At 43.2% G+C, this 25,379-nt stretch carries 18 protein-coding genes and 1 tRNA gene; 11 read left to right on the top strand and 8 right to left on the bottom strand.

Translation table 11 applies throughout. The features are described from left to right. Positions 1-1,395, bottom strand: coding sequence for a tRNA uridine-5-carboxymethylaminomethyl(34) synthesis GTPase MnmE (mnmE, locus tag D1614_RS14280; protein ID WP_119438626.1), 1,395 nt, complete (start codon positions 1,393-1,395; stop codon positions 1-3). Between the two features lie 177 nt (positions 1,396-1,572). On the opposite strand from mnmE, the gene D1614_RS14275 reads away from it, so the two are divergent. The 4 genes from D1614_RS14275 (at position 1,573) to D1614_RS14260 (ending at position 6,214) form a co-directional block, all read left to right on the top strand. Continuing rightward, positions 1,573-2,310 carry an SIR2 family NAD-dependent protein deacylase gene (locus D1614_RS14275; RefSeq protein WP_119438625.1) on the top strand — a complete coding sequence of 246 codons (738 nt, stop codon included), beginning with the start codon at positions 1,573-1,575 and terminating at the stop codon, positions 2,308-2,310. Between the two features lie 169 nt (positions 2,311-2,479). Then, positions 2,480-3,226, top strand: coding sequence for a 3-oxoacyl-[acyl-carrier-protein] reductase (gene fabG, locus D1614_RS14270; RefSeq protein ID WP_119438624.1), 747 nt, complete (start codon positions 2,480-2,482; stop codon positions 3,224-3,226). A 155-nt stretch (positions 3,227-3,381) separates the two neighbouring features. Further along, positions 3,382-4,266, top strand: coding sequence for a PfkB family carbohydrate kinase (locus tag D1614_RS14265; protein WP_119438623.1), 885 nt, complete (start codon positions 3,382-3,384; stop codon positions 4,264-4,266). Between the two features lie 31 nt (positions 4,267-4,297). Then, positions 4,298-6,214 (top strand): SpoIIE family protein phosphatase, encoded by a 1,917-nt coding sequence (locus tag D1614_RS14260; RefSeq protein ID WP_119438622.1) that lies wholly within the window; start codon positions 4,298-4,300, stop codon positions 6,212-6,214. Between the two features lie 30 nt (positions 6,215-6,244). Here D1614_RS14260 and D1614_RS14255 read toward each other — a convergent pair whose 3' ends face one another. After that, the gene (locus D1614_RS14255; protein WP_119438663.1) at positions 6,245-8,767 is read right to left on the bottom strand and encodes an ATP-dependent Clp protease ATP-binding subunit; all 2,523 of its coding nucleotides are present in this window, start codon (positions 8,765-8,767) and stop codon (positions 6,245-6,247) included. A 269-nt stretch (positions 8,768-9,036) separates the two neighbouring features. Here D1614_RS14255 and gyrA point away from each other — a divergent pair, with 269 nt between their 5' ends. The 4 genes from gyrA to D1614_RS14235 all read left to right on the top strand — a co-directional run bounded on the left by gyrA (position 9,037) and on the right by D1614_RS14235 (position 14,237). Then, positions 9,037-11,547: a DNA gyrase subunit A gene (gene gyrA / locus D1614_RS14250; RefSeq protein WP_119438621.1), complete on the top strand. Its 2,511-nt coding sequence runs from the start codon at positions 9,037-9,039 to the stop codon at positions 11,545-11,547. Between the two features lie 88 nt (positions 11,548-11,635). Beyond that, positions 11,636-12,811, top strand: coding sequence for a tetratricopeptide repeat protein (locus D1614_RS14245; RefSeq protein WP_119438620.1), 1,176 nt, complete (start codon positions 11,636-11,638; stop codon positions 12,809-12,811). A gap of 179 nt (positions 12,812-12,990) precedes the next feature. Further along, a complete protein-coding gene (locus tag D1614_RS14240) occupies positions 12,991-13,197 on the top strand; it encodes a hypothetical protein (RefSeq protein WP_119438619.1) in 207 nt (68 codons plus the stop codon). A 77-nt stretch (positions 13,198-13,274) separates the two neighbouring features. After that, a complete protein-coding gene (locus D1614_RS14235) occupies positions 13,275-14,237 on the top strand; it encodes an NAD(P)-dependent alcohol dehydrogenase (RefSeq protein ID WP_119438618.1) in 963 nt (320 codons plus the stop codon). Between the two features lie 127 nt (positions 14,238-14,364). Here the strand turns inward: D1614_RS14235 and D1614_RS14230 are convergent, their stop codons facing one another. The 5 genes from D1614_RS14230 to D1614_RS14210 all read right to left on the bottom strand — a co-directional run bounded on the left by D1614_RS14230 (position 14,365) and on the right by D1614_RS14210 (position 19,207). Beyond that, on the bottom strand, positions 14,365-14,967 hold the full coding sequence (locus D1614_RS14230) for a short chain dehydrogenase (protein WP_119438617.1): 603 nt from the start codon (positions 14,965-14,967) through the stop codon (positions 14,365-14,367). A gap of 318 nt (positions 14,968-15,285) precedes the next feature. Next, entirely contained in the window at positions 15,286-15,675 is a 390-nt protein-coding gene (locus D1614_RS14225; protein WP_119438616.1) for a nuclear transport factor 2 family protein, read from the bottom strand. A 28-nt stretch (positions 15,676-15,703) separates the two neighbouring features. Then, a complete protein-coding gene (locus D1614_RS14220) occupies positions 15,704-16,495 on the bottom strand; it encodes a hypothetical protein (protein ID WP_119438615.1) in 792 nt (263 codons plus the stop codon). Between the two features lie 449 nt (positions 16,496-16,944). Next, positions 16,945-18,111: a DUF819 family protein gene (locus D1614_RS14215; protein WP_119438614.1), complete on the bottom strand. Its 1,167-nt coding sequence runs from the start codon at positions 18,109-18,111 to the stop codon at positions 16,945-16,947. A 292-nt stretch (positions 18,112-18,403) separates the two neighbouring features. Continuing rightward, positions 18,404-19,207, bottom strand: coding sequence for an XRE family transcriptional regulator (locus D1614_RS14210; protein WP_119438613.1), 804 nt, complete (start codon positions 19,205-19,207; stop codon positions 18,404-18,406). Between the two features lie 64 nt (positions 19,208-19,271). Between D1614_RS14210 and D1614_RS14205 the strand changes: the two genes are divergently transcribed. Genes D1614_RS14205 through D1614_RS14195 form a run of 3 tightly spaced genes read left to right on the top strand, consistent with a single transcriptional unit; the run spans position 19,272 to position 24,717 of the window. Then, positions 19,272-20,021 carry an ImuA family protein gene (locus D1614_RS14205; protein WP_119438612.1) on the top strand — a complete coding sequence of 250 codons (750 nt, stop codon included), beginning with the start codon at positions 19,272-19,274 and terminating at the stop codon, positions 20,019-20,021. After that, the gene (locus D1614_RS14200; protein ID WP_119438611.1) at positions 20,014-21,510 is read left to right on the top strand and encodes a Y-family DNA polymerase; all 1,497 of its coding nucleotides are present in this window, start codon (positions 20,014-20,016) and stop codon (positions 21,508-21,510) included. Before D1614_RS14205 ends, D1614_RS14200 begins: the two co-directional genes overlap by 8 nt. An 18-nt stretch (positions 21,511-21,528) precedes the next feature. Continuing rightward, on the top strand, positions 21,529-24,717 hold the full coding sequence (locus D1614_RS14195; protein WP_119438610.1) for an error-prone DNA polymerase: 3,189 nt from the start codon (positions 21,529-21,531) through the stop codon (positions 24,715-24,717). A gap of 182 nt (positions 24,718-24,899) precedes the next feature. Here D1614_RS14195 and D1614_RS14190 read toward each other — a convergent pair. Then, positions 24,900-24,973, bottom strand: a tRNA-Pro gene (locus D1614_RS14190). Positions 24,974-25,379 lie beyond the last annotated feature (406 nt).

Here is a 25,379-nt window from a genome sequence, read left to right as displayed (position 1 = left end):
TTATTTTCCGATACAAAAATTCTTAAAAATGTGCCCCAGTACTTCGTAGTTGCTGATTTCTCCGGTTATTTCAGAGAGATAATGCAAACATTCACGAATGTCCTGCGAAAGAAAATCACCTGTAATTCCGGTATCGAGTCCGTTTAAAACACGCAAAATGGCTTCGTGTGCATGTTTTAATATTTCATAGTGCCGCGCGTTGGTAACAATCACATCCTGCTCAACGGTGTCGATGTTTACCGAATGGGTCATGTGGTCGATCAGTTCATCCAGGTTTTCTTTCTTTCTGGCGGCAATAAATACTATTTTTTCGTTATCGGCCAGGTCCAGTACTTCCAACTGCTGGATGGTATCGCGTAATCCCGAATCAATTTTATTGGCGACAATTATCAATGTTTGTCCGGGGGAAATACGCTCCCTGATTTTGTCAATCCGGCTTTTTACAAGCGGGTAAGGGTTATGGGTATCCACTACCAATAATACCACCGTGGCTTGCTCCAGTTTACTGTAACTTCTTTCAATTCCCAGAGTTTCTATGTGGTCGCTGGTTTCGCGGATGCCGGCCGTGTCAAAGAAGCGAAAAGCAGTTCCGTGAATGTTCACTACGTCCTCGATAACATCGCGGGTGGTACCATGAATGTCAGAAACAATCGCTTTGTCCTCATTCAGCAAGGCATTTAACAGGGTTGATTTTCCAACGTTGGTTTCACCCACAATGGCTACCGGAATTCCATTTTTAATGGCATTTCCCAATTGAAACGAGTTTTTTAGCTTGCGCAGGAGGCGTTCGATTCTTTCTGTCAGGCTGCGAAGTTCGCTTCTGTCGGCAAACTCAACATCTTCTTCGCTAAAGTCCAGCTCAAGCTCCACCATGGCGGTAAAGTGAAGCAGCTGTTCACGCAGTGCTCCAATTTCTTTTGAAAATCCTCCACGCATCTGGTTAATGGCGAGTTTATGTGCGGCAGCATTCGACGAAGCAATTACATCGGCCACGGCTTCTGCCTGCGAAAGGTCCATTTTGCCATTCAAAAATGCACGCTGCGTAAACTCACCAGGCAAAGCCATACGTGCTCCATTTTCAATCAGTACTTCCAGTATCTTTTGCTGAATAAAAGTAGATCCGTGACAGGATATTTCCACAATATCCTCACCCGTAAAGGAGTGGGGCGCTTTAAACAGTGCCATAACAACTTCGTCAATAATCTCCTGTTGGTTAGTGAATTGTCCAAAATGAAGCGTGTTTGGCGCTTGCTCAATGAGCTTTTTATTTTTGTTCGGACTACGGAACGATTTACCGGCAATTGCAATGGCTTCGCTACCCGAGAGCCGGATTACTGCAATGGCTCCCATTCCCGGCGAAGTAGAAATGGCACATATGGTGGATTGATCAAGCATTCTTTTCAATGTTTCCGCAAATTTAAGTCATTTTTTTCAACTGATTTTATATCTGGTTTGTTGAGTGATAATCCGACATTTATTTATCTTATCAAATCGTGGTGCATAAATAGACCCGTTTTAAGGAATATGGTTGAGCGATAATTTCTAAATTTAGATTTTTCAAAACACAGTTAAATGGATTTATTGATAAAAGAAACTGCCAAACTACTCAAGGAATCAGACTTTACGATTGCTTTTACAGGAGCCGGAATATCAGTGGAAAGCGGCGTTCCGCCGTTTCGGGGAGAGCACGGCTTGTGGAACAAATACAATCCGGAGGTGCTGGATTTGGGGTATTACCTGGAAAATGCCGAAGAGTGTTGGGTATATATTCGCGAGATATTTTACGATTTTTTTGCTGATGCAAAACCGAATCCTGCACATTTGGTGCTGGCAAAAATGGAGGAAGCCGGACTGTTGCAAGCTGTTGTTACTCAAAATATCGACAATCTTCATTATGAAGCCGGTAACAAGGAAGTTTACGAATTTCATGGTAACTCTAAAAAGCTGAAATGCCTGAAATGCGGATCGGTTTACGATGTGAATGAGGTGGATCTGGAGTCTCTTCCTCCGTTGTGTAAGAAAGATTCAGAAATTCTGAAGCCCGACTTTATATTCTTTGGAGAAGGAATCCCGCATGAGGCGTATTCCAATTCCTTCGCAGCTGCCGAGCGGGCAAAGGTTTGCCTGATTATCGGGTCAACCGGAGAAGTTACGCCGGCGTCGTATGTGCCGCGAACCGCCAAACAATCAGGTGCAACAATTATTGAAATCAATCCCGAAGAGTCGATGTTTACTTCGCAAATCACCGATATTCATCTAAAAGGAAAAGCTTCAGAGATATTGACAAAACTGGCCAGTGAGTTGTTTTGAACTTTTCAACCATTGGTTTGAAGTTTAGTGTCTGGGGCGGAATTGTTCGCGGCAAAACTGCATATTCGTTATGCTGTTTTTCTTTTCCGATGAAGAAAAATTATCTTTGCCACGCAGTTTTTCGCTGCAAATATCGTTGATAGTATAACAGAACAAAACATAATTTAAAATGAAACTACTTGAAGGAAAGACCGCGATTGTTACCGGCGCCTCGCGCGGAATTGGAAAAGCAATCGCTGTAAAATTTGCACAAGAAGGTTGTAACATTGCTTTCACCGATCTTTTTGAAGATGAAAACATGAAGGCAACCGAAGCAGAATTAACGGCTTTAGGAGTACAGGCAAAAGGTTATGCTTCTGATGCCAGCAAGTTTGATGATACAGACAGAGTGGTAACGCAGATTGTAAACGACTTCGGAAGAGTTGATGTTTTGGTAAACAATGCCGGAATTACAAAAGATACGCTGTTGATGAGAATGACAGAAGACCAGTGGGATGCAGTAATCAATGTAAACCTGAAATCTGTTTTCAACTTCACAAAAGCGGCACAGAAAACCATGCTGAAACAACGCAGTGGTTCGATCATTAACCTCAGCTCGGTTGTGGGGGTTAGTGGAAATGCCGGACAATCCAACTATTCCGCTTCAAAAGCAGGTATCATTGGTTTTACCAAGTCTATTGCACGCGAACTGGGGTCTAGGGGAATTCGTTCGAACGCCATCGCACCTGGTTTTATCATTACCGAAATGACCGGTAAAATTCCGGAAGAAGCGCGTAAAGCCTGGGAAGAATCAATCCCGATGAAACGTGGCGGAACTCCCGAAGAAGTAGCCGGAGTGGCAACTTTCCTGGCCTCTGATTTATCGTCGTATGTAAGCGGACAGGTAATTACTGTTTGTGGTGCGATGAACACATAATAAAAGAGCCAAACAAAAAGCTGTTCGAAAAGAATAGCTTACTGGAAAAATATATTAGCTGTCAGAAATTCTCTGGCAGCTTTTCTTATTTATAGAAGGCGACTCCATTCTAAAATTGCCTGTAGTCGAACCTTATCTTTTTAAATCTTTAACAGATGAAATTTAAAGGATTGTTTGTTGGACTTACAACAATTGACATTCAGTATTTTGTTGATGTATTTCCGGAAGCCAATCAAAAAGTAAAAGCTGGTGCTCCTGAGATGCTTGTGGGTGGCCCGGCAACCAATGCAGCTGTTACTTTTTCTGCCTTGAATAACGGGGCATTTTTAATTGGCTCGGTAGGGGAGAACTCGTTTTCAGACCTGGTGCGAGATGATTTTGAGATACACAATGTGCATTTCACGGATCTGTCGGTAGAAAAGGCAAATCAACCGGTTATTGCCACGGTGGTAACTTCGGGTAATGGCGACCGGAATATATTTACCCATCATCCGCTTCCTCTGAAACCAATTCATTTGCCAGAACAAATACTGGACGAAATAAAACCCGAAATTGTAATGCTGGATGGTTTTTATCCCGAGTTTAGTCTAGCACTTGCCCGGGAAGCCCGAAACCGGAAAATCCCCGTTGTACTTGACTGTGGCAGCTGGAAACCGCATCTTCCCGAATTACTCCCGTTTGTTGATATCGCCATTTGTTCTTCCGATTTTTATCCACCTTTTTGTTCGTCACCTACTGAAGTTTTTGACTTTCTGAATGAGTTGGGCATCCAGGCCGGCGCTATTTCGCGTGGCGGAGAAAGCATTCTTTTTAGAAAAGGGAAAAATGAAAGCGAAATTCAGGTGGAAAATATACTACCATTGGATACTCTTGGCGCCGGTGATGTTTTGCATGGAGCTTTTTGCTATTATTATCTTTTGCAACGCGAATTTGCCTCTGCATTAGCGAAAGCTTCCCGAATAGCATCTTTCAGCTGCAATTTTAAAGGTACCCGACAATGGCTGACTTATTTAGGTGATTATTTATCAAAAAATACCTAAATTGTATTCCGGAAGATGAAAATCAGTTACCATGTTAGATAAATCGTTGGCCTATCGCCTAAGTATATATATTTCACTTGCGGTAGTGGCTGTCTTTATCGCATTTATTGTCATCTATTTTCTTTTTAACATGAAGATAATAGAGGAGAATATTGACAATAAGGCTATTAGTTCAGAGGCTGAGGTTGCCGCCGAAATAAAAAAATATGTTATTACAACAAAAGAGGTTACACAGAATGTAGCCGACCAGATTGTATTTTACGATCAGAAAGATTATGTACAGCCTTTTTTTGACCATCTTTTAAGGAAGTACGAGTTTATTAATGCGATTCATATTAATATTGATTCAACTTTGGAGTTGAAGTACCATAACTATTTTAGCTATCGAGAAAATGATTCAACCTATTTTTTTGAAGGTAATCAGCCCTTTGAAAATTGCGTGAGTAATCACCCAAACTATAAAGTGCTGGCAGAAGGAAACGAACAAAATTGGTCGGAGCCTATTTTTTGTGAAAGGAACAAGCGCATTGTTGTTGCTTTCTATTCGCCAATTTTTTACGTTCGAAATGATAAAACAATACAAATTGGCGACGTTGTTTGCGAATTGTCGCTGTTGCAACTTCACGAGTCCATCAACAAAATAAAAATAGGGAAAAACGGCTATTCTGTTTTAATGTCAAAAGATGGAACCTATATCTCTCATCCCAAAAAAGAGTGGATTCTAACCCGGAATCTTAGGGATATACCGCCCGAGGTTTTTAAGAATAAACAACTGCTTGTTGACGATTTTCTTACGGGGGTAAATGCGGGGTCTATTGTCGCTTATCCTGAAACTCTGAATTATGAGAAGAGTTTTGTATACCATTCGCGCATTGAAGAAAACGGATGGATACTTTTGCTGGTTATTCCGCATAAAGAGCTGTTTGAGCCGCTTTATGTCCCCATTTTGAAAATGTTGTTTTTCTCGGTTCTGGGCATTCTGATCATCTACATTCTGGTTACCTATATCTCCAATAAACAGATTCAGCCACTTAGCAGTGTTACCTCGCAGTTAACGAAGTTTACCAATATTTCAAGCGAATCATATGCCGGAGAAGAATCGATGAACGAGATAAAACAGGTTGCTGACAGTTTAAACCTCATGAAGCTTTGGTACGAACAGTACCAGTTAAAAGCTTTGAAAGAAGAAAAACTAAATAAACTACAGCATACCGATTTGCTACAGGCAGCTGAAATTCAGAAAAGTTTAATTAAGGTTGATTTTCCTGCATTTCCCAATATTGCAGAGATTGACTTGTTTGCTTCTTATAATCCGGCAAGAATTGTTAGTGGAGACCTCTTTGATTACTTTTTCAAAGATGAAGACCATTTGGTTCTATCGATGGGAGATGTTTCCGGAAACGGAGTTCCTGCGGCGCTTTTTATGAGTGTTTCTCAGACAGTTATAAAAACCATCGCATCTGATCTGACGATTAAACGATGCTCTTCGATAGTGGCCCGAATCAACAATGAGTTGCATTCAAATAATATGCACCAGTTCTTTTTGACTTTATTTTTGGGAATCCTGGATATCAAAACCGGAAAACTGAGCTATTGCAACGCTGCACATAATTCCACCTACATTGTTAAGGCTAACGGGAATATCGAAGTGCTGGTCGAATCGCATGGTTTACCTCTGGGGTTGTACCGCGATAAAGGATACCGTGAAGGAAGGTATCAGCTGGAAAAAGGCGATTCCATTGTTTTGTACACCGACGGTGTTACCGAACGTAGCGATTCGAACAGACTTTTTTATGGGCATGAAAGATTAAAAGAAAACCTGAAGAGCCTGGTTGGCCTTGAACCAAAAGAAATGGTGAAAAGAATTGAGACGAGTGTTCGGTTATTTGCTGGCGATGCAGAGCAAAATGATGATATCAGTATATTGGTGCTAAAATATCATGGATAAAATAAAAGGCCGGGTTACCGGCCTTTTATTTTATTCTTTCAATGCTTTATTATTGGATAATATTCGCATTTGTAATCGGTCTTTCTTTTTGTCGTAACCTACCGAAATAGTGTCGCCATCGCTAATCGAAGCTTTGATAATGATTTCCGCCATCTCGTCTTCCAGGTATTTCTGAATTGCTCTTTTTAACGGACGGGCGCCAAATTGCGGATCGTATCCTTTTTCTGCGATAAAATCTTTGGCTGCAGGTGAAATCTTTAACTTGTAATTCAACGCTTCAACACGTTTGTACAAACCATCTATTTCGATATCAATAATCTGGTGAATATGTTTTTTCTCCAGCTGATTAAACATGATCACATCGTCAATCCGGTTCAGAAACTCAGGAGCAAACGCTTTTTTTAGTGCCTTTTGTACAATATACTTGGCATGCTCGTTGTCCTGTTCCGGTGTTTGATTGGTGGCAAAACCAACCCCGCGGCCAAATTCTTTTAACTGACGCGATCCAATGTTGGAAGTCATGATAACAATTGTGTTTTTGAAATCCACATTGCGTCCCAGGCTATCGGTTAGCCTTCCTTCATCCAGTAATTGCAGTAATAAATGAAAAACATCCGGATGTGCTTTTTCAATTTCGTCAAGCAAAACAACCGAATAAGGCTTTCTTCTTACTTTTTCGGTTAATTGCCCGCCTTCTTCGTAGCCGACGTATCCGGGAGGCGCACCTACCAGTCTTGATACGGCAAATTTTTCCATATATTCACTCATATCAACCCGAATGAGGGAATCAAGGGTGTCAAAAAGATAGGTTGCCAATACTTTTGCAAGCTGGGTTTTTCCTACCCCGGTTGGTCCCAGGAAAACAAAAGAACCAATAGGCCGGTTAGGATCTTTTAACCCTGCGCGATTTCGTTGGATAGCTTTTACTATTTTTTCGATCGCCTCGTCCTGTCCAATAACTTTTCCTTTCAAATCGTGTCCCATGCTCATTAGCCGCTTTCCTTCGGCTTGGGCAATTCGCTGCACCGGAACGCCTGACATCATGGCAACTACTTCTGCCACTTTATGCTCGTCTACAATCTCGCGGTGATTGATCAGTTCTTTTTCCCACTTTTCTTTTTCCTGTTCAAGCAAAGTCAACAGGTTTTTCTCCTTGTCACGGAAATTAGCTGCCAGTTCAAAATTCTGACTCTTAACCGCGGCTATTTTTTCTTCCTTTGTTTTTTCGATTTTTTCTTCGAGCTTAACAATCTTTTCCGGCACATTAATATTGGCAATATGAACGCGTGAACCCGCTTCATCCAAAGCATCAATCGCTTTATCCGGTAAATACCGGTCGGTAATGTAACGGGCTGTCAGTTTCACACAGCTGTCGATCGCTTCCTTTGTATAGATTACATTGTGGTGATCTTCGTACCGTTGTTTAATATTGTTGAGTATTTCAATGGTTTCATCAATCGATGTGGGGTCAACCATTACTTTCTGGAACCTTCTTTCCAGCGCACCGTCTTTTTCAATCTGTTGACGGTATTCGTCAAGTGTAGTGGCGCCAATACATTGAATGTCGCCTCTTGCCAGAGCAGGTTTAAGCATGTTGGCTGCATCAAGCGACCCGGTGGCTCCCCCCGCACCAACAATCGTGTGAATTTCGTCGATGAAAAGGATAACATTATTTACTTTGGCCAGTTCATTCAGAATAGCTTTCATCCTTTCCTCAAACTGCCCGCGGTATTTGGTGCCGGCAACAATCGAAGCTATATCGAGGCTAACCACACGTTTGTCAAAAAGAATCCGGGAGACCTTTTTACTAACGATTCGTAAAGCCAGACCTTCGGCAATGGCCGATTTTCCTACCCCCGGTTCTCCGATAAGAATCGGGTTATTCTTTTTCCGGCGGCTTAAAATCTGTGCCAGTCGCTCAATTTCTTTTTCGCGGCCTACGATCGGATCCAGACTGCCTTCTTCTGCCAACTTGGTGATGTCGATCCCAAAATTGTCGAGCACAGGTGTGTCCGATTTTGCTCCGGCACCTTTTTTCCCTGCCTGTGGTCCCGATGGATTTTTTGAAAATCCTTCCGGCCCGTCGTCTTCTCCCTCCGGAAAATCCGATTTTGCTTCCGGGAATTTATAATCCTGTAGTTGCGACTTTACCATGTAATAATTAACTCCCATCTCTATTAATAGTTGAGTTGCCAAACAATTACTGTCTTTCAGAATTGCCAGTAAAAGATGTGCACTGTTGGCAGTGACACTTTTAAAGGAACGAGCTTCAAGGTATATAAGCTTCAGCGTTTTTTCAGTGGACTTAAGCATGACAAGGTCTGCTTTTCCATTGATTTCTTTATCTGTCCTGATCTTTTTTTCAACAAGTTGTTTGATTTCTGCCAGATCGACACCCAGATTTTCCAGTATGTCGGTGGCAATCCCTTCACCGTCTCTCAGAATTCCAAGAAACAGGTGCTCTTGCCCGATATAATCATTTCCCAAACGGATAGCTTCTTCCCGGCTGTACCCTATGATGTCTTTTATCCTTGGTGAAAATTGTGAATCCATATAATTTTTCTGTGTTTTACTTCGTTTCAACAAATTCTGTTCCCAAAAGGTTGAATGCACAAAATACTTAAAAATTCACAGGCGGTATTACCGAAATGGCAGAAGTTATTAAATCCTTCAGTTTATTGTGTGAATTTATGACAGTTGGGTTGTTAATATCTTCTGCTCAGCGGTTTCCTAAAAGAGATGGGCACAGGACCTAAAAACCAATGATTTTACTATTTTTGTGGGTCTTTTGAAAATGATTTTAAGGATTAAAAGGAGATATAATGTCAGAAGGAGAAAAGATTATCAGAATAAACATTGAGGAGCAGATGAAATCTGCTTACATCGATTATTCAATGTCTGTGATTGTATCCCGTGCATTGCCTGATGTACGAGATGGTTTTAAACCGGTGCATCGCCGTGTTTTGTTTGGGATGCACGAATTAGGAATTTTATCAAACAGGGCTCATAAGAAGTCTGCCAGGATTGTGGGAGAGGTGCTTGGTAAGTATCACCCTCACGGAGACTCATCAGTATATTTCACCATGGTTCGTATGGCGCAAGACTGGTCTTTGCGTTATCCGCTTGTTGATGGTCAGGGAAACTTTGGCTCGGTAGATGGTGACAGTCCTGCAGCGATGCGTTATACCGAGGCCCGAATGTCAAAAATTGCCGAAGAAACGCTGGCTGACCTCGATAAAAATACGGTCGATTTTCAGCCCAACTTCGATGAGTCGCTGAATGAACCAACGGTTCTTCCTACAAAAATTCCGCAGCTGTTGATTAACGGAGCTTCGGGTATTGCAGTAGGTATGGCTACCAACATGCCACCTCATAACCTAAGTGATACAATTGACGCTACAATTGCTTATATCGACAACCCAGACATTACCATAGATGAGTTGATCGATATTATTAAAGCGCCCGATTTCCCAACCGGTGGAATTATCTACGGCTACCAGGGAGTGAAGGATGCTTACGAAACGGGGCGTGGACGTATAGTTGTTCGAGGTAAGGCTCACATTGAAAATGAAGGAGGTCGCGAGAAAATCATTGTGACCGAGATTCCTTACATGGTGAACCGCGCAGAAATGATTCAGAAAACAGCCGATCTGGTTAACGAAAAGAAGATTGAAGGAATCTCGAATGTTAACGACGAATCGGACAGGGAAGGTATGCGCGTTGTTTATGACCTGAAGCGCGATGCAATGAGTAACGTGGTGTTAAACAAACTCTACAAATATACGCAGTTGCAGAACAGTTTCAGTGTAAACAACATTGCGTTGGTTCACGGACGCCCTAAAATGCTTAACCTAAAAGACCTGATCCGCTACTTTGTGGAGCACCGTCACGAAGTGGTTATGCGCCGCACCCGATACGAACTGGAACAGGCAGAAAAACGTGCACATATTTTAGAGGGGCTCATTATTGCTAGTGACAATATCGACGAGGTAATAGCCATTATTCGTGGTTCATCTACACCTGACGAAGCTCGTTCCAGCTTAATGGAGCGTTTCGAGTTGAGTGATTTGCAGGCCCGGGCCATTGTTGAGATGCGTTTGCGTCAGCTGACAGGTCTGGAACAAGACAAGCTGCGTAAAGAGTACGAAGAGATAATGGTGCAGATAGAGTACCTGAAAAAAGTGTTGGAAGATGTTAACTTGCGGATGGATATCATCAAAGAAGAACTGCAGGAAATGAAACAAAAGTATGGCGATGGACGCCGTACAGAGTTGATTCCAAACGCAGAGGAATTCAATCCTGAAGATTTCTATGCCGATGAAGATATGGTGATTACCATTTCTCACCTGGGCTACATCAAGCGTACTCCGCTATCTGAATTCCGCACACAGGGACGGGGAGGTATTGGTTCAAAAGGAAGTACAACGCGTGACGAAGACTTCCTGGAACATCTCTTTATCGCTTCCATGCATAATACTCTGCTGTTGTTTACCGAAAAAGGAAAATGTTACTGGTTAAAGGTATACCAGATTCCGGAAGGAACCAGGGCATCAAAAGGCCGTGCAATTCAGAACATTCTGAACATTGAGCCGGATGATAAAGTGTTGGCATTTATCAAGGTGAAAACGCTAACTGATCAGGATTTCATAAACAATAATTATATCATTTTAGCTACCAAGAAGGGGATCATCAAGAAGACAACGCTGGAAGCTTATTCTCGTCCTCGTCAGAATGGGGTTAATGCAATTACCATTAAAGATGGAGACCAACTACTTGAGGCAAGACTTACCAACGGAAACAGCGAAATGATGCTTGCGGTACGTTCAGGAAAAGCCATTCGTTTTAACGAAAGTATTGTTCGTCCGATCGGAAGAACAGCTTCGGGGGTACGTGGTATAACCCTTGGTAGCGCTAACGATGAAGTGATTGGTATGATTTGTGTACAGGACGAGAACGAGGATATCCTGGTAATTTCCGAAAATGGATATGGAAAACGTTCTAAGATTGATGATTACAGGGTAACAAACAGAGGTGGAAAAGGAGTAAAAACCATCAATGTTACCGAAAAAACAGGTGAGCTGATTGCGATCAAAAACGTTTCGGATCAAAACGACCTTATGATCATAACCCAAAATGGTATTACAATTCGTGTAGCTGTCGGTTCTATCTCAGTTTTGGGAAGAGCTACACAGGGCGTTCGTGTAATTAACCTGAGAGGTGATGACCGGATTGCATCAGTAGCACGTGTTGCGATGGACGAAACCAGTGGAAGCGATGGCGAAGAAGCAGGTGAATCGATCGAAAATGAAGAAAGCAATTTGGATCAGGAATAATCTTCTGATTCCTAAAGCTTAAGCTTGCAGTAAAAGTGAAAACATCTATTTTTGCAAAATATTTAAGTAACAAAAAAATTCTGAAGTGATGAAAAAAACTATTATTCTACTTGCCTTGGTGCTTTCTGTTTCAGGAGCATTTGCTCAGAAGGGAAAAGTAACAAGTGCTCAGACCTTTAAAGATAGCGGCAAATTGGATAAAGCGCTGGAGGCCATTAATGAGGCCACTGATCCGGCAAACGAAAAAGCGGAGAAATCTATTCCATGGTCTAAAACATGGGAGGTACGTGGTGAAATTTTCCAGGCTATTTTCCAGAGTAAAGATGCAAACATTAAAAAACTGGCTGACGATCCATTGACAACAGCTCTGGAGTCGTATAAAAAAGCGCTTGAACTGGATGAGAAAGGAAAAGGCAGCAACAGTGTTAAGATTAAATTAACACTGCTGACCAACGATCTTACCAACCAGGCGGTTGAGGCTTTTAATAACAACGATTATGCAGCAGCATTGAAATCGTTCGAACAGATTTTGGAGGTTCAAAATCTTGATATTGTAAAGGCTGATAACCCTGAGGGTGTGGATACGGTAATTCTTTTCAATACTGGTTTGGCAGCTTATAATTCAAAAGATTATAACAAAGCAGTTAAGTATTACACTGAAGTAACCAAATATGGGTACAACGGTGCACGTACTTATAGTTTGATTGCTGATTCGTACATGCAAATGCAGGATACTGCCAATGCACTAAAAACGGTTCAGGAAGGTTTTGAAAAATACCCGGAAGACAATGGTGTTTTGACTGCCATGGTTGACCTGTACATGAAGTTGAATAAAAATGAAGAAGCGTTGAAATACCTGGATATGGCTATTCAGCAAGATCCAACAAACGTAACTTACTACTTTGCCAAAGGTGCATTGCTTGAAAAATTTGGTGATGAAGAAAAAGCTGTAGATGCATACCAGAGAGCTACAGAGGTTGACCCCAACTTCTTTAATGCTTATTACAACTTGGGGGCCTTGTACTATAACAAAGGTGTAAAACAAATTGAAGTGGCCAACAGCGTTCCTGCCAATGATAATGCAAAATACGAAGCAGAGTTGAAGAAAGCAGACGTATGGTTTGAAAAAGCATTGCCTTACATGGAGAAATGCCACGAACTGAATGCAGAGGAGACAAGTACTCTTGAGTCGCTGAAAAACTTGTATTATAGAATGAAAGATATGGATAAATACAACGCTATTCTTGAAAAATTAGGTCAGTAAGAAGTATTTACAAGATAGTAAAGCCGCTCCTCCGTCAGTTGACGGGCGAGCGGCTTTTTTCTGATGTGGAAGACGATGATTAAGAAACATTGATCATTTAAAATATAGAGTTCTATGGTTCGCCGAGAGGTGTGTAATAAATACAATACAGTCTCGTTTGTTTGAGAAAGCCGTTTAACATGAAATCAAAAAGAATTATTGCGGCCATTTTGGTGGCCTTTACCTTTTCAGTATTTACAAGTTCCTGTCGCAGTGTGGTTTTTACCGGTCATCCCAAAAGGGAGGTTAAAACCAATGCCAAGGGAGAAATTCCGCCGGGGCAAATGAAAAAACTCACCGGCGAAAAAAGTGCGAAAAAGTATGCTCCCGGTCAGCGAAAAAAGTAAGCCCGGTTTTTATTCTCGCAACTTAGGCTTAATTTGAGGAAGTTTTTGGTACAAATCGGAAAAAACAGAACAAATAAATGAAAGCGATAGTACGTGAAGAATATGGTAACTGGCAAGTGTTTCATCCCTCGGAAGTGGATATTCCGCTGCCCAAAGCCGGCGAGGTGCAGGTAAAAGTGCATGCCGTAAGTTTAAATGCTTCGGATGTGGAAAACATGAACGGTTCGCCGTTATACATCCGCGCTTGGGGATTATTTAAACCTAAATACAAGATACTTGGTTCGGATATCGCCGGAACAGTGACAGCAGTGGGAGAGGGCGCCGGTCGTTTTAAAACGGGGGATGCCGTTTACGGAGATGCGCTTTATTTCTGGGGTGGTTTTGCCGAATATGCCTGTATTCCGGAGAAACTGCTGAAACGAAAACCCGAACATCTCTCTTTTGAAGAGGCAGCTGCGTTGCCACAGGCAGGTGCGGTGGCCGAACAGGGAATTCGTTTTAAACGCAGGTTGCAACCGGGCGATAAAGTGCTGATCAACGGGGCCGGAGGTGGCGCCGGGAGTTTTGCGGTGCAGCTTGCCAAACTGGCGGGAGCCGAGGTAAGCGGAGTTGACAGTGCCGAAAAACTGGCGTTTATCCGTTTGCTGGGGGCGGATCATACCATCGATTACCGGGAGTATGATTTTACGCAAAACCGCCATTCGTACGATTTTATTCTCGACCTCGTAGCTTCGCACTCCATTTTTCATTACCAGCGTGCGCTTACGCGGCGGGGAGTTTACTGCATGGTGGGCGGAAAAATGCGTCATCTTTTCCAGACCCTGGTAGTGGGAAGCCTGCTTTCCTTGTTTGGGAGTAAACAACTCGCGGTGATTGGTGTAAAGCCCAATGAAAAGCTGGAGTATCTGGAAGAACTTATCCGCGACGGAAAGCTAAAACCCGCCATTGACCGGGTGTATCCACTTGAGCAGGTGCCGGAGGCCATGCAATATCTTTCGGAAGGAAAAGCGAAGGGGAAGGTGGTGATAAAAGTGAAATAGTGATGCTGCTTCTAAATTGTTGGAGAATAAAAACTCATGACCAGCCCTCAAAAGCTTTAAAGATTTTGGTGTCGGTCATGAGTTGGATTGTTTCTTTCGGCTTCTTAGCCGAAAAGTCAAATGCTTATTAAAATATCCGGATAACTTCTCCGGTAAACATACCTTCCACACTGCGCACGTAGCCGTTGGCAACTTTGTTCATCGGAACCGGAGTATGTCCCGGAAATGCATCGCCCAGTCTTTCTGCCGAATCTTCAACCAGTCCGGGTGCAACCACGTTCAGACGCAAGCCGTTGGCGAGTTCGGGGGCCACAGCTTTTACAAAGCTATGTAGCGCACCGTTCACCATGGCGGCATTCGAGCTCATATAAACCGGATCGTCGGCCAGAACTCCGGAAGTAAGGGTAAACGAAGCACCCGGTTTTACAAAGTCTTTTCCGATGCGTACCAGGTTTACCTGCCCCATCAACTTGCTTTTTATGCCTACGTACAAGTCATCTTCCGACATAGTGCTGAAAGGTGCCCATTTGGTAGCTCCCGAGCAGCAAACCACCGCATCGAGGTCGGGAACAGACGCAAACATTTGCCGGATGGATTCTGCATTGTTTATATCCACCTGAATATCGCCACTTGTTCTTCCTGCTGTTATTACTTCGTGTTTTTTACTGAGCCGGCCGGCAACACTTTTGCCAATCGTTCCGCTATTTCCGCCAATTACCAGAATTTTCATTTTTCTTTGTTTTTGAATCGTTTTCTCAAAGAGACAAAATATTGTTCACCCCATTTGGGTGTTGTGTTTATTTTGTTCTTTCTGATAAAAGAATTTAAGATTGAAAATGTTCAGTGGTATCTTTGGTTAATCCTGAAATAGCTAAAGAACAACGATTTTTCGTATAAATTATTGACCGCTGCCAGGATAGACAAAATAAGAGTAGTGAGCGTTGGTATTCTTCCGTTTCTCACTACTCATCCCGCAGTGCCCTTTAATAGCTACTGTTTCGTTTTAATTTCCATCAACTTTATAAGGATGGATTTTATCCAATGTGGCTTAGTTTTTCATAATTTCAGCTGTGTCAACGGCCTGAAAGAAAGAAGCCGGTTTCCCGTCTTTGAAAGTCCAGGTGTGGGTTGCATTGGCTTTAAACGGTTTCCCGGATGCTTTCCAAACACCCGAATAGTATCCCACCATTACTATTTTTTCTTTTCCTTCCACAAAATCGTCAATTTCAATCTTGAAATTATCGTAGTACCTGGGCAGATTCGAAAATACTCCTTCGGCAATGGCCTTGTGTCCCACATAGGTTCCGTCGCCTTCTACAAACGGAAATCCGGTACATTCTTTCCAAACCATGTCTTTGTCCCACATGGCCAGAACTTCGTCAATTTTTCCCTCAGCAAAAAGCTGGTATCCTTTTTTTAACGTTTCCAAATTACTCATTGTGTTGTATTTTAAATTTTTTCTGAATTCAGCGAACTTTCATGATTAGTTGGGCAGCTTCCACTCCTCTCATGTCCCGTGTTTCAAGTCCCTGCTTAACGGCCAGCCCGGTCATCAGTTCCATGGTTCCGCCGCCGCTGCCGTCCATATCCTCAGCCAGTTGTTTGTAGCTGCTGTACATGCTGTAGGTCATGTGCGATGCGAGGGCCTGACTCCCAGCGGGCAGGAGAACCCTGATCAGTCCCCAGGCTTCCTTTTGCCCGTTATCAACCAATTGCTGGTGCCAGGGTTTGAAAACCTCATTCTCCACTTTTTCATAGCTGTTGTCCAATTGTTTCATTAGGTCAAACTTTAACAGCGTTCCGACCGGCATATCAAAATCGCCGTCTGTGGTACTGATCTCCTTGCAATACACCTGGTGTGCAATATCACGCGAGATCACGGTTTTTTCCATCCATTCGCCTAACTCCTTGTCGCTCAGTTCTGGATGTGCTTTTTGCAGGTAATCGTTAAATTTTCCACTGGGAAAACCTTCTAACATGGCTTCGAGGCTCGAAAACAGGGTAACTGTAAAATACTGGGAACCTTGTTCCGACCCACCCGGCGACATGGCCCAGAGATCCCAACCAATAATATTTCCGTCAGCAACCCGCTGTTGGTGAATGTTGGTCCAAAATTGTTCCACCTCCAGGTAGTCAGAGTTTCTCTCATCGTTCACTTTCATGAACTCAAAGAGCAGGTACAAAGGTTCATTTTGTGCCTGAACAAATGCTCCCAACGAGAGCAATAAAACAAATGTTAACGTGGTAATCTTTTTCATCGTTTTAATATTTAAAGTGAGAAAACTTCCTCGCTGTGAACGCTTGCAACACTTAACTGAAAAAAAACTTTAGCAGGAGTTTGATTTTAAAAGCAGGTGAAGGAGTATCAACAAAGAATTGCCTTCTTCATAAGTGTATGATTCTTATGAAAGTTACTAAGAAAGCCTGTAAAACACCAAATACTCTTTTAATAATGTTTTGGCGCAGATTATTACTTTACATAAGTGTTAAAACACTGGGATGGGGGAAGGCAGACGTTTTGGTGCAATAGTGGGAGAAACCTTCTGATGGGAAGGTTGATTTAGTTTGCCGTCGGGAAGAAATGTGTGGTCTTAAATGACTGTCGGATTTAATTTTCTTAAAGCCAGTAGTTTAACATAGACTTTTTTCGAATCAGAAGGGTTTTTGTTCGATTGGAATATTAACCGAAAAGCAATGACCTATGGTATCATCCGAGAAACAAGGCAATAGACACGCCGATAAAGGTTCCGATGATGTATCCCAAAATACCGGTAAGAATGCCCGGAGTGATGAGCTTTTTTTGCCCCAGCGATGCCGCCATGGGAGCCGCTACCGACGGGCCCATTATATTGGCGGCCGACGAAACTACCACCTCGTAAACATCAAGTTTGAAGAGCTTGGCCAATGCCAGCAACAATACAAAATGGAAGAGCATGATGGTAAGGTAGAAAAGCAGCACCGGAAATCCTACCTTGAGAATGTCCTGAAGATTGGTGGCAGCTCCGATCACAGCCAGGAAAATGTACATCATCCATAGGCCAATGGAAAAAGCGGTATTCTCCAGTTTCTTTAATGATTTGGGGAACAGGTTGGCCAAAACGATCGAAAAAACGGTGATCAGCAGTATACTCAGGTTGAGTTCGGTTTGAAACAATTGCTGAAAGAAAGGAGAGACGATGGTTCCGGCACCGGCCACCAGCAGGGCGATAAAGATGGATACCGCAAATCGTTCCAGCGTAATTTCGTGCTTTTGTTCTTCCTGGGCTAGCAACTCAGGCTGTTCGTCATCGGATGTTTTCCTAAAAAAACGGGCCAGAAGACCAACAGAAGGTACCAGGAATAACAACAATACATAAATGTTGGCGGCAAAATTATCGATGGCAAGTGTGGCAGTAAAAAGCGGATTGGAACTAAAATTCAGGATTTCGGCGGTGGTTACAAAATTGATGCTTCCGCCAATCAGGGTGGCAGCGATAATACCTGCGGTGTTGGCACTTCCTTCACCCAAATCAATTAGCTGATACGCCAGCAGACACCCAAGCACAATGCCTGCGGCACCTATAATGTAAGCCAGTAAAAGCTTTCCGCTTTCGCGGATGATTTTAACAAGGTTGGAGCCAAACAACATCAGGGGAATGGCAATCGGGATGAAATAATCGAATACCATGGAGTAAACCTCTACTTTGATTTTAGGGTTGGAGGCTACGGGAACAACTCCTGTCATCGATAAAACCGACATGGAAATCATGGTCACCAGTATTCCGGAGACTTTTCCAAACCATTTTTTGTGCTCTGAATAAATCCCGAATGCGGCAGCTCCGGCAATAATTAACAGGAGAATAAGATGTTTATCGGGTGCTATCAGTGAATTCATTTACCTGGTATTTTTTTCAGCTTTTGAATATATCTGAATAATTCAAAAAAAGGAAAACAGTTGGTACTCAATTTTAGTTGAGCGAAAAGATATTTTAAGTAATATCCCGCCATCTGAAAAAGTCAAGGGTATTTCAGAGAGAATATTTATCTGATTTGTGCATATGAGGAATAGATCCACACAAATATATTATTGAATCCGTATCGGTTTATGCTGAATGAGGACACATAATTATCAATCAAAACCAAAATTTTTATGAGTACTTTCGGAGATATTTCAAACAATCTATTATTCAACTTTTCAGAATTCTTTTCTCCAAATTTTTTATAGCTGCCAAAATGGTCTCCATTTCAGAACGGGCCTCCGGAAATTCCCTGCTGGTATAAGCATAAAACCGCCAAATCTCCATTACATCTCCAGATTCTACCAGGTAAGGTTTATATTCAGGATTAAGTGATTTTAAAAGAATAGTTCCGTCCTTATTTACCGTTATCATCTTAAATACAAAATCCTGTTGTCCTTTCAGAATAACAATACAGGGAGTATCTGGCCTGATAGCTGTCCAGTCCGGCACATATTGTGCAATGATGTCGCTGCCTTCAGGAATAGGTACCATGGAATCCCCGGTTGAAGGGAAAATACGAAAAGTTCCCTGGGCTGGCAGATTGGGAATAGAATACTTCGGCAGGCCTGCGATAAACTCCGGGTCGTTGTAGCCTGCCATATAACCTGCTTTAGCTTTTATCGGTACATATTCTACATTCTCGTTATTCGACCTGTCCACCGAAATCGCCAACACCCGCAGGTTCCCGCCACGGATATAAACATCGTTCCCGGTTTCCAGTTCCCGCATCTTTAGCTCTCCCAATTTTGAAAGGTCGATTTTTAGCAGAGTGTCGATGCTTATTTTAAAAAAATCAGAGAAGTTCAGGTAGTCCTCCGGCTGCGGTGATTTGGTATTCCCTGCTTCAATAGCAGCAATTTTTGCACGGGTTAGTTCCAGTGTAGAAGCAAGGGCTTCCTGGCTCATTTTTTTTCGTTCGCGGAGAAATTTGATGTTACCTGCGAAAAATATTTTTTGTGTTCTTTTATTCATTTGTTATATTTATAAACAGTGGTTTGTTATTTATAGTAACAAATATTAATAATCTTTTTGGATTATGAAAGAGGGGATGGGGAAAAATGAAATCATCAAGCAATTGAGAGAGAAGATACTTGTGATGGAAGGATTCAATAGTGGGAAGGATGCCCGGCAGCTTGATTTTGGATTGGGACCGGTAAATAATTCCTTTCCCGGTGGCACTTTTCCTGTTGGTGCAATACACGAATTTGTAAGTCCTACCGAAGCATGTTTTGCTGCCGCGAACGGTTTCATCTCCGGCTTATTAAATACTTTCCGGAAGAAGGAGGGCGTTTGTATGTGGATAAGCACGAGGCGTAAACTTTTTCCCCCGGCCCTGAAGTCTTTTGGACTTGATCCTCACCGTATCATATTCATTGATGTCAAACAGGAAAAGGAGGCACTTTGGGTCACAGAGCAAGCCCTGAAATGCAACTCCCTTTCAGCTGTGGTAACAGAATTGCCAAATGTCAGTTTTTCCGAATCAAGGAGGTTGCAACTGGCCGCCAGCGAAAGCGGGGTTACCTGCTTTTTACACCGTCATAGTCCATATCTAAATAATACGCTGGCCTGTGTGTCCCGGTGGCAAATTCGTCCTGTAGCAAGCTGGTTACCCGAAGGACTTCCCGGGGTAGGATTTCCGCGGTGGGAGGTGGAGTTGCTAAAAATACGCAATGGCAAGCCCGGTTCATGGCTGTTTGAATGGCAAAATGGAGGGTTCAGGTATCTGCCCAATCAAAAACGAGTTGTTACTGCTTCGGTTACAGCAAAAAAGGAAAGGTATGCATAAGCGCTATATGTCCATATGGTTTCGTTATTTTGCTACCGACAGGATGGCCAGGTCGCACCCCGAACTTAAAGAAAAGCTTTTCCTCTTATATGCTCCCCAGCGTGGCCGGATGGTGGTGAAAGCTTCCTGTAAAACTTTAAGCAAAGAAGGAATAATACCAGGCATGGTAGTAGCCGATGTAAGGGCGATATTACCTTCAGTAGAAGTGTATTCTGAAGAGCCTTATGCACAAGCGAAGCACCTGAGGGATTTGGCAGAATATTGCTTTCGTTATTCTCCTGTTGTTGCCACCGATCCTCCGGATGGGTTGATACTGGATATATCGGGATGTCCTCATTTGTGGGGTGGGGAACTTCCTTATTTACAAGCAATCATAACCCGTTTTCACAAAGGCGGATACGATGCGCGTGCAGCAATAGCTGATACAATTGGCACGGCTTGGGCTGTGGCACACTACGAAAGTAATAATCCAATTGTAGCTCCTGGCAGACAGGCCGAGGCACTTCTTTCACTACCCCCTGCTGCTTTAAGAGTTGAAAGTACTATCCTGAAACGCATGGAGAAACTGGGATTCAGGGAGATCGGACAGTTTATCCATATTCCGCGAACAAACCTGCGCAGGCGTTTTGGTGATGTTTTGCTTACCCGGCTGGAGCAAGCATTGGGAACAGGATATGAAACTCTTCAACCTGTTACTCCGGCTCCGGTTTACCTGGAACGCTTACCTTGTTTAGAACCCATACGGACGGCCAAAGGAATTGAAATTGCACTCCAGCGTTTGCTGGAAACTTTATGTGAACGGTTTTTCAAGGAAGGAAAAGGTATGCGTGCCGGCATTTTCAAAGGATACCGCATTGACGGGAAAACCGTGCAAATCAGTATTGGGACAAACAGAGCATCCCGGAGTGCAGTGCACCTGTTTAAACTATTTGAACTTAAAATTCCTGAAATAGAACCGGCTCTTGGTATCGAATTGTTTACACTGGAAGCCACGCTGGTTGAGGATGTTAGCGAAACGCAGGAAGCTATATGGAATACCGGTTGTAATAATCCCAAAGCCATTGCAGAATTACTTGATAACATTGCGGGGAAGGTTGGGATGCAGGCCATTCACCGTTATCTGCCACAAGAACATTACTGGCCGGAGAACTCCGTAAAGGAGGTCAACTCCCTGGAGGAACAGCCGGAAACGGAGTGGCGTACCGACCAACCCAGACCCCTTCATCTTTTACCTGAGCCTGAACCGGTAGAAGTCATGGTCGTACTTCCCGATTACCCTCCGTTACATTTCCGGTACAGGGGAGATATTATCCGGATTGCCAAAGCTGACGGACCGGAAAGGATAGAACAGGAGTGGTGGCTACAAACAGGGCCTCCGAGGGACTATTACCGTGTAGAAGATGAAGATGGTGCTCGTTACTGGTTATTCCGGCTGGGTTTATATGGAAGCGAAAAACCTCAGTGGTTTCTTCACGGATTTTTTGTCTGACAAAAAGAGGAGAGGGCGATGGATTATACAGAACTACAGGTAACCACAAATTTTTCGTTTCTTCGTGGCGGTTCACACCCGGAGGAAATTGTAGAACGGGCGGCAGAACTGGGATACAAGGCGCTTGCAATCACCGACAGTAATACATTGGCTGGTGCTGTAAGAGCGCATGTGGCAGCACGTGAAAGGAATATCCGTTTTATTCCCGGATGCCGCCTCGATCTGCTTGACGGTCCACCCCTGTTGGTTTATCCCACAAACAAATCAGCGTATTCCAATTTATCCGGCTTGCTTACCAAGGGCAACCTGAGGGCTGAAAAAGGGGAGTGTTTCCTGTATCGGGCGGATGTTTATAAATATGCTGATGCAATAAAATTTATTGCACTGCCACCTGCATCGCTAAATAAAGGTTTTGATTTTGAACCGGGTTTTATAAAAGCTCTGGAAGAATATAAGGAAGCGCTGGGAGACAGCCTTTATCTCGGAGCAAGCTTTGCATATCATGGCGACGACCATAAAAAACTGTTTCGGCTTTCCCGATTGAGTAAAAGGCTTAAAATTCCGATGGTGGCAACCAATAATGTATACTACCATGTGCCTGAGCGCCGGGAGTTACAGGATATCCTGACTTGTGTTCGGGAGAAATGTACCATCGGTGCTGCCGGTTTTAAACTTCATCAGAATGCGGAACGTTACCTGAAACCTGCTGCGGAGATGCAACGTCTTTTCCGGGATTATCCAAAAGCAATGCATTATACACAGGAAATAGCCGATGCCTGTCAGTTTTCATTAGATGAATTAAGATACCTCTACCCGGAAGAAATTACCAGTGAAGGGCGTACGCCAATGGAAGAATTAATCTACCTGACCTGGAAAGGCGCCAATGAGCGTTTTGGCGAAGAGATTCCTGAAAAGGTAAGCGACACCATCAAAATGGAACTGGAATTTATAGGACGAAAAGAATATGCCTCTTATTTTCTGACCGTATATGACTATGTGCGTGAAGCCCGGAGCAGGGGAATCCTCTGCCAGGGGCGGGGATCGGCAGCCAACTCGGTTATTTGTTACTGTCTTGGTATAACATCGGTCGACCCTTCTAAATTCAAATTACTGTTTGCCCGGTTCATGAGCGATGAACGGAACGAACCTCCCGATATAGATGTGGATTTTGAGCATGAACGCCGCGAGGAAATCATGCAGTACATCTACGGGAAATACGGACGCGACCGGGCCGGAATTGTTGCAACCGTAACTCAGGTACATTGGAAAGGTGCCGTGCGTGATGTAGGAAAAGCAATGGGGCTGTCTACCGATACCATCAATGTGCTTTCAAAATCAAAGTATGAGTTTACAGAAGACTGGTTCGGAGGGAAACCTGCACCATCAGGAAGTTTTAACACCAAAGACCCCCATCTTCGTAAAGTGGTGGAATTAACGCTTCAATATATCGGCTTTCCCCGGCAGTTAGGGCAACATACTGGTGGCTTTGTGATTACCAGGGAAAAACTACATGAACTGTGCCCCATTCTGAATGCCCGCATGGAAGACCGCACCTGTATTGAATGGAACAAAGACGACATTGAGGCATTGGGCTTCATGAAAGTGGATGTACTGGCCTTGGGGATGCTGACCTGCATCCGTAAGGCATTTGACCTGGCCAAGCAACATTATGACCTGAACCTGACATTGGCCAATATTCCGCAGGATGACCCGAAGGTTTACGAAATGATTAGTCATGCAGATACGCTCGGGGTTTTCCAGATTGAAAGCCGGGCGCAAATGTCAATGCTGCCACGATTGAAGCCCCGAAACTTTTATGATCTTGTCATCGAGGTAGCTATCGTGAGGCCTGGCCCGATACAGGGGGATATGGTGCATCCTTATTTAAGGAGACGCAATGGACTGGAGCCGGTGGATTTTCCTTCCAAAGAACTTGAAGATATTTTAGGGAGGACTCTGGGGGTTCCTTTGTTTCAGGAACAAGCAATGGAGATAGCCATAGTTGCGGCCGGTTTTACACCGGCAGAAGCAGACGGACTACGTCGAAGCATGGCCACCTTTAAGTCAAAAGGGAAGGTAAGCTGGTACCGGGAAAAACTGGTGAGTGGTATGGTAAAAAAAGGTTATACCGAAGAGTTTGCCGAACGGGTATTTAAACAGATTGAAGGATTCGGAAGCTACGGTTTTCCGGAGAGCCATGCAGCCAGCTTTGCCCTGCTGGTTTATATCTCCTCCTGGATCAAATGTTATTATCCCGACGTATTTGCAGTAGCGTTGCTCAATAGCCAGCCCATGGGGTTTTATCAGCCTGCACAAATTGTTATAGATGCCCGCAAACATGGTGTGGAAGTAAGACCGGTAGATATTAATTATTCGCAGTGGGACAATACACTGGAAGAAAAACAAGGTTCATATTGTGCTGTTCGTCTGGGTTTTAGGCAGGTAAAGGGGCTCCGCGAAGAATACATGCAGGTGCTGATATCTGGGAGACATATTTTCTATAGCAATATCAATGAACTACTTAATGCAGGCGTTACACCATTCGCTCTGGAAAGGCTTGCTGATGCGGATGCTTTTCGTTCCGTCGGTCTTGACCGGAGGCAGGCTTTATGGGAAGTGTCGGCCTTACATGATCATCCAACCGGGATGTTCACAGGTACTCCCTCGCAAAGTGAGGCAGAAGGACTGATCGAGTTGCCACCCATGACAGCCGGGGAACATGTGATACAGGATTATGCCAGCACTTCATTATCGTTAAAAGCCCACCCGGTTAGTTTTTCCCGGGCAAGGCTGAATCAACTACAGGTTACGCCTACTTCGGAATTAGGGAAGATGAAAAACGGCATGTTTGTGAAGGTATCTGGATTGGTAACTGTCCGCCAACGTCCGGGGACAGCCAGCGGTGTACTGTTCATTACCATTGAAGATGAGACTGGTTTTGCCAACCTGGTTGTCTGGTCCACTGTGTTTGAGAAATACCGCAAGGTGATTCTGCAGTCCCGATTGCTAATGGTCGCAGGTAAATTGCAGATTGAAGGCGAGGTCATTCATGTGGTTGTCAATGCCTGCTTTAATATGAATGAACTAATGGCTCCGGATACCGGTGGGCGCAATATCGGTTCTGTTCGCAAGCCGATGGACATAGGAAAAAAGAATGGAGGCGAAACCGTGCAAGGAGAGCTCTTCCCGTCAAGGGATTTCAAATAAAAGATCTCAGCCATTGTTGAAGTTTCTTCTTTAGAGAAAAGAATTCAGAAAGTAGAGAATTTAAATATGCATATTGAATTGTAAATCCCAATTATAGACATGATTATTAACTTCATAAAAATAAAAAAGCCCGCAAATCATTTGATTTACAGGCTTTTGACTTTCTTTGACTTTTGTTTCAGTCGGGATGACAGGATTTGAACCTGCGACCCCGTCGTCCCGAACGACGTACGCTACCGGACTGCGCTACATCCCGAATTGATTATTGAATTGTACGTTTCTAATAATCGACTGCAAAAATAATCTTTTTTCCTTTAACACAAAGAGGGAATAGGCTTAAGTTTACAAACAATGGGCAATATTTCTATATTTACTTTATTTATCATAATATAAATTATAAGACAAGCGCATCAATATTATATTTAAGAGTACTTTGCATAATACGCCCAGCTCTGCTGGTTTGCATAAAATCAGTTATGTGGCTGATAAGTCCGATAATGTCAAAGATTTTATGTAAAAGTTTATTCAGTGTTTCTTTACAAGTTGTTTTCCCTATAATTAAATATTATGTCTGCGCTCATTCTTCGCTAGCTCGTGTTTAATCCATTTGATTTAACCAAGAACACAAATCAGTGCCTCTAAACTCCGCTAATCTGAATAAT

The organism is Maribellus luteus (genome assembly GCF_003576475.1).
In the GTDB taxonomy this organism is placed as follows: domain Bacteria; phylum Bacteroidota; class Bacteroidia; order Bacteroidales; family Prolixibacteraceae; genus Draconibacterium; species Draconibacterium luteum.
This window is presented reverse-complemented; position numbering and strand designations above follow the sequence as displayed.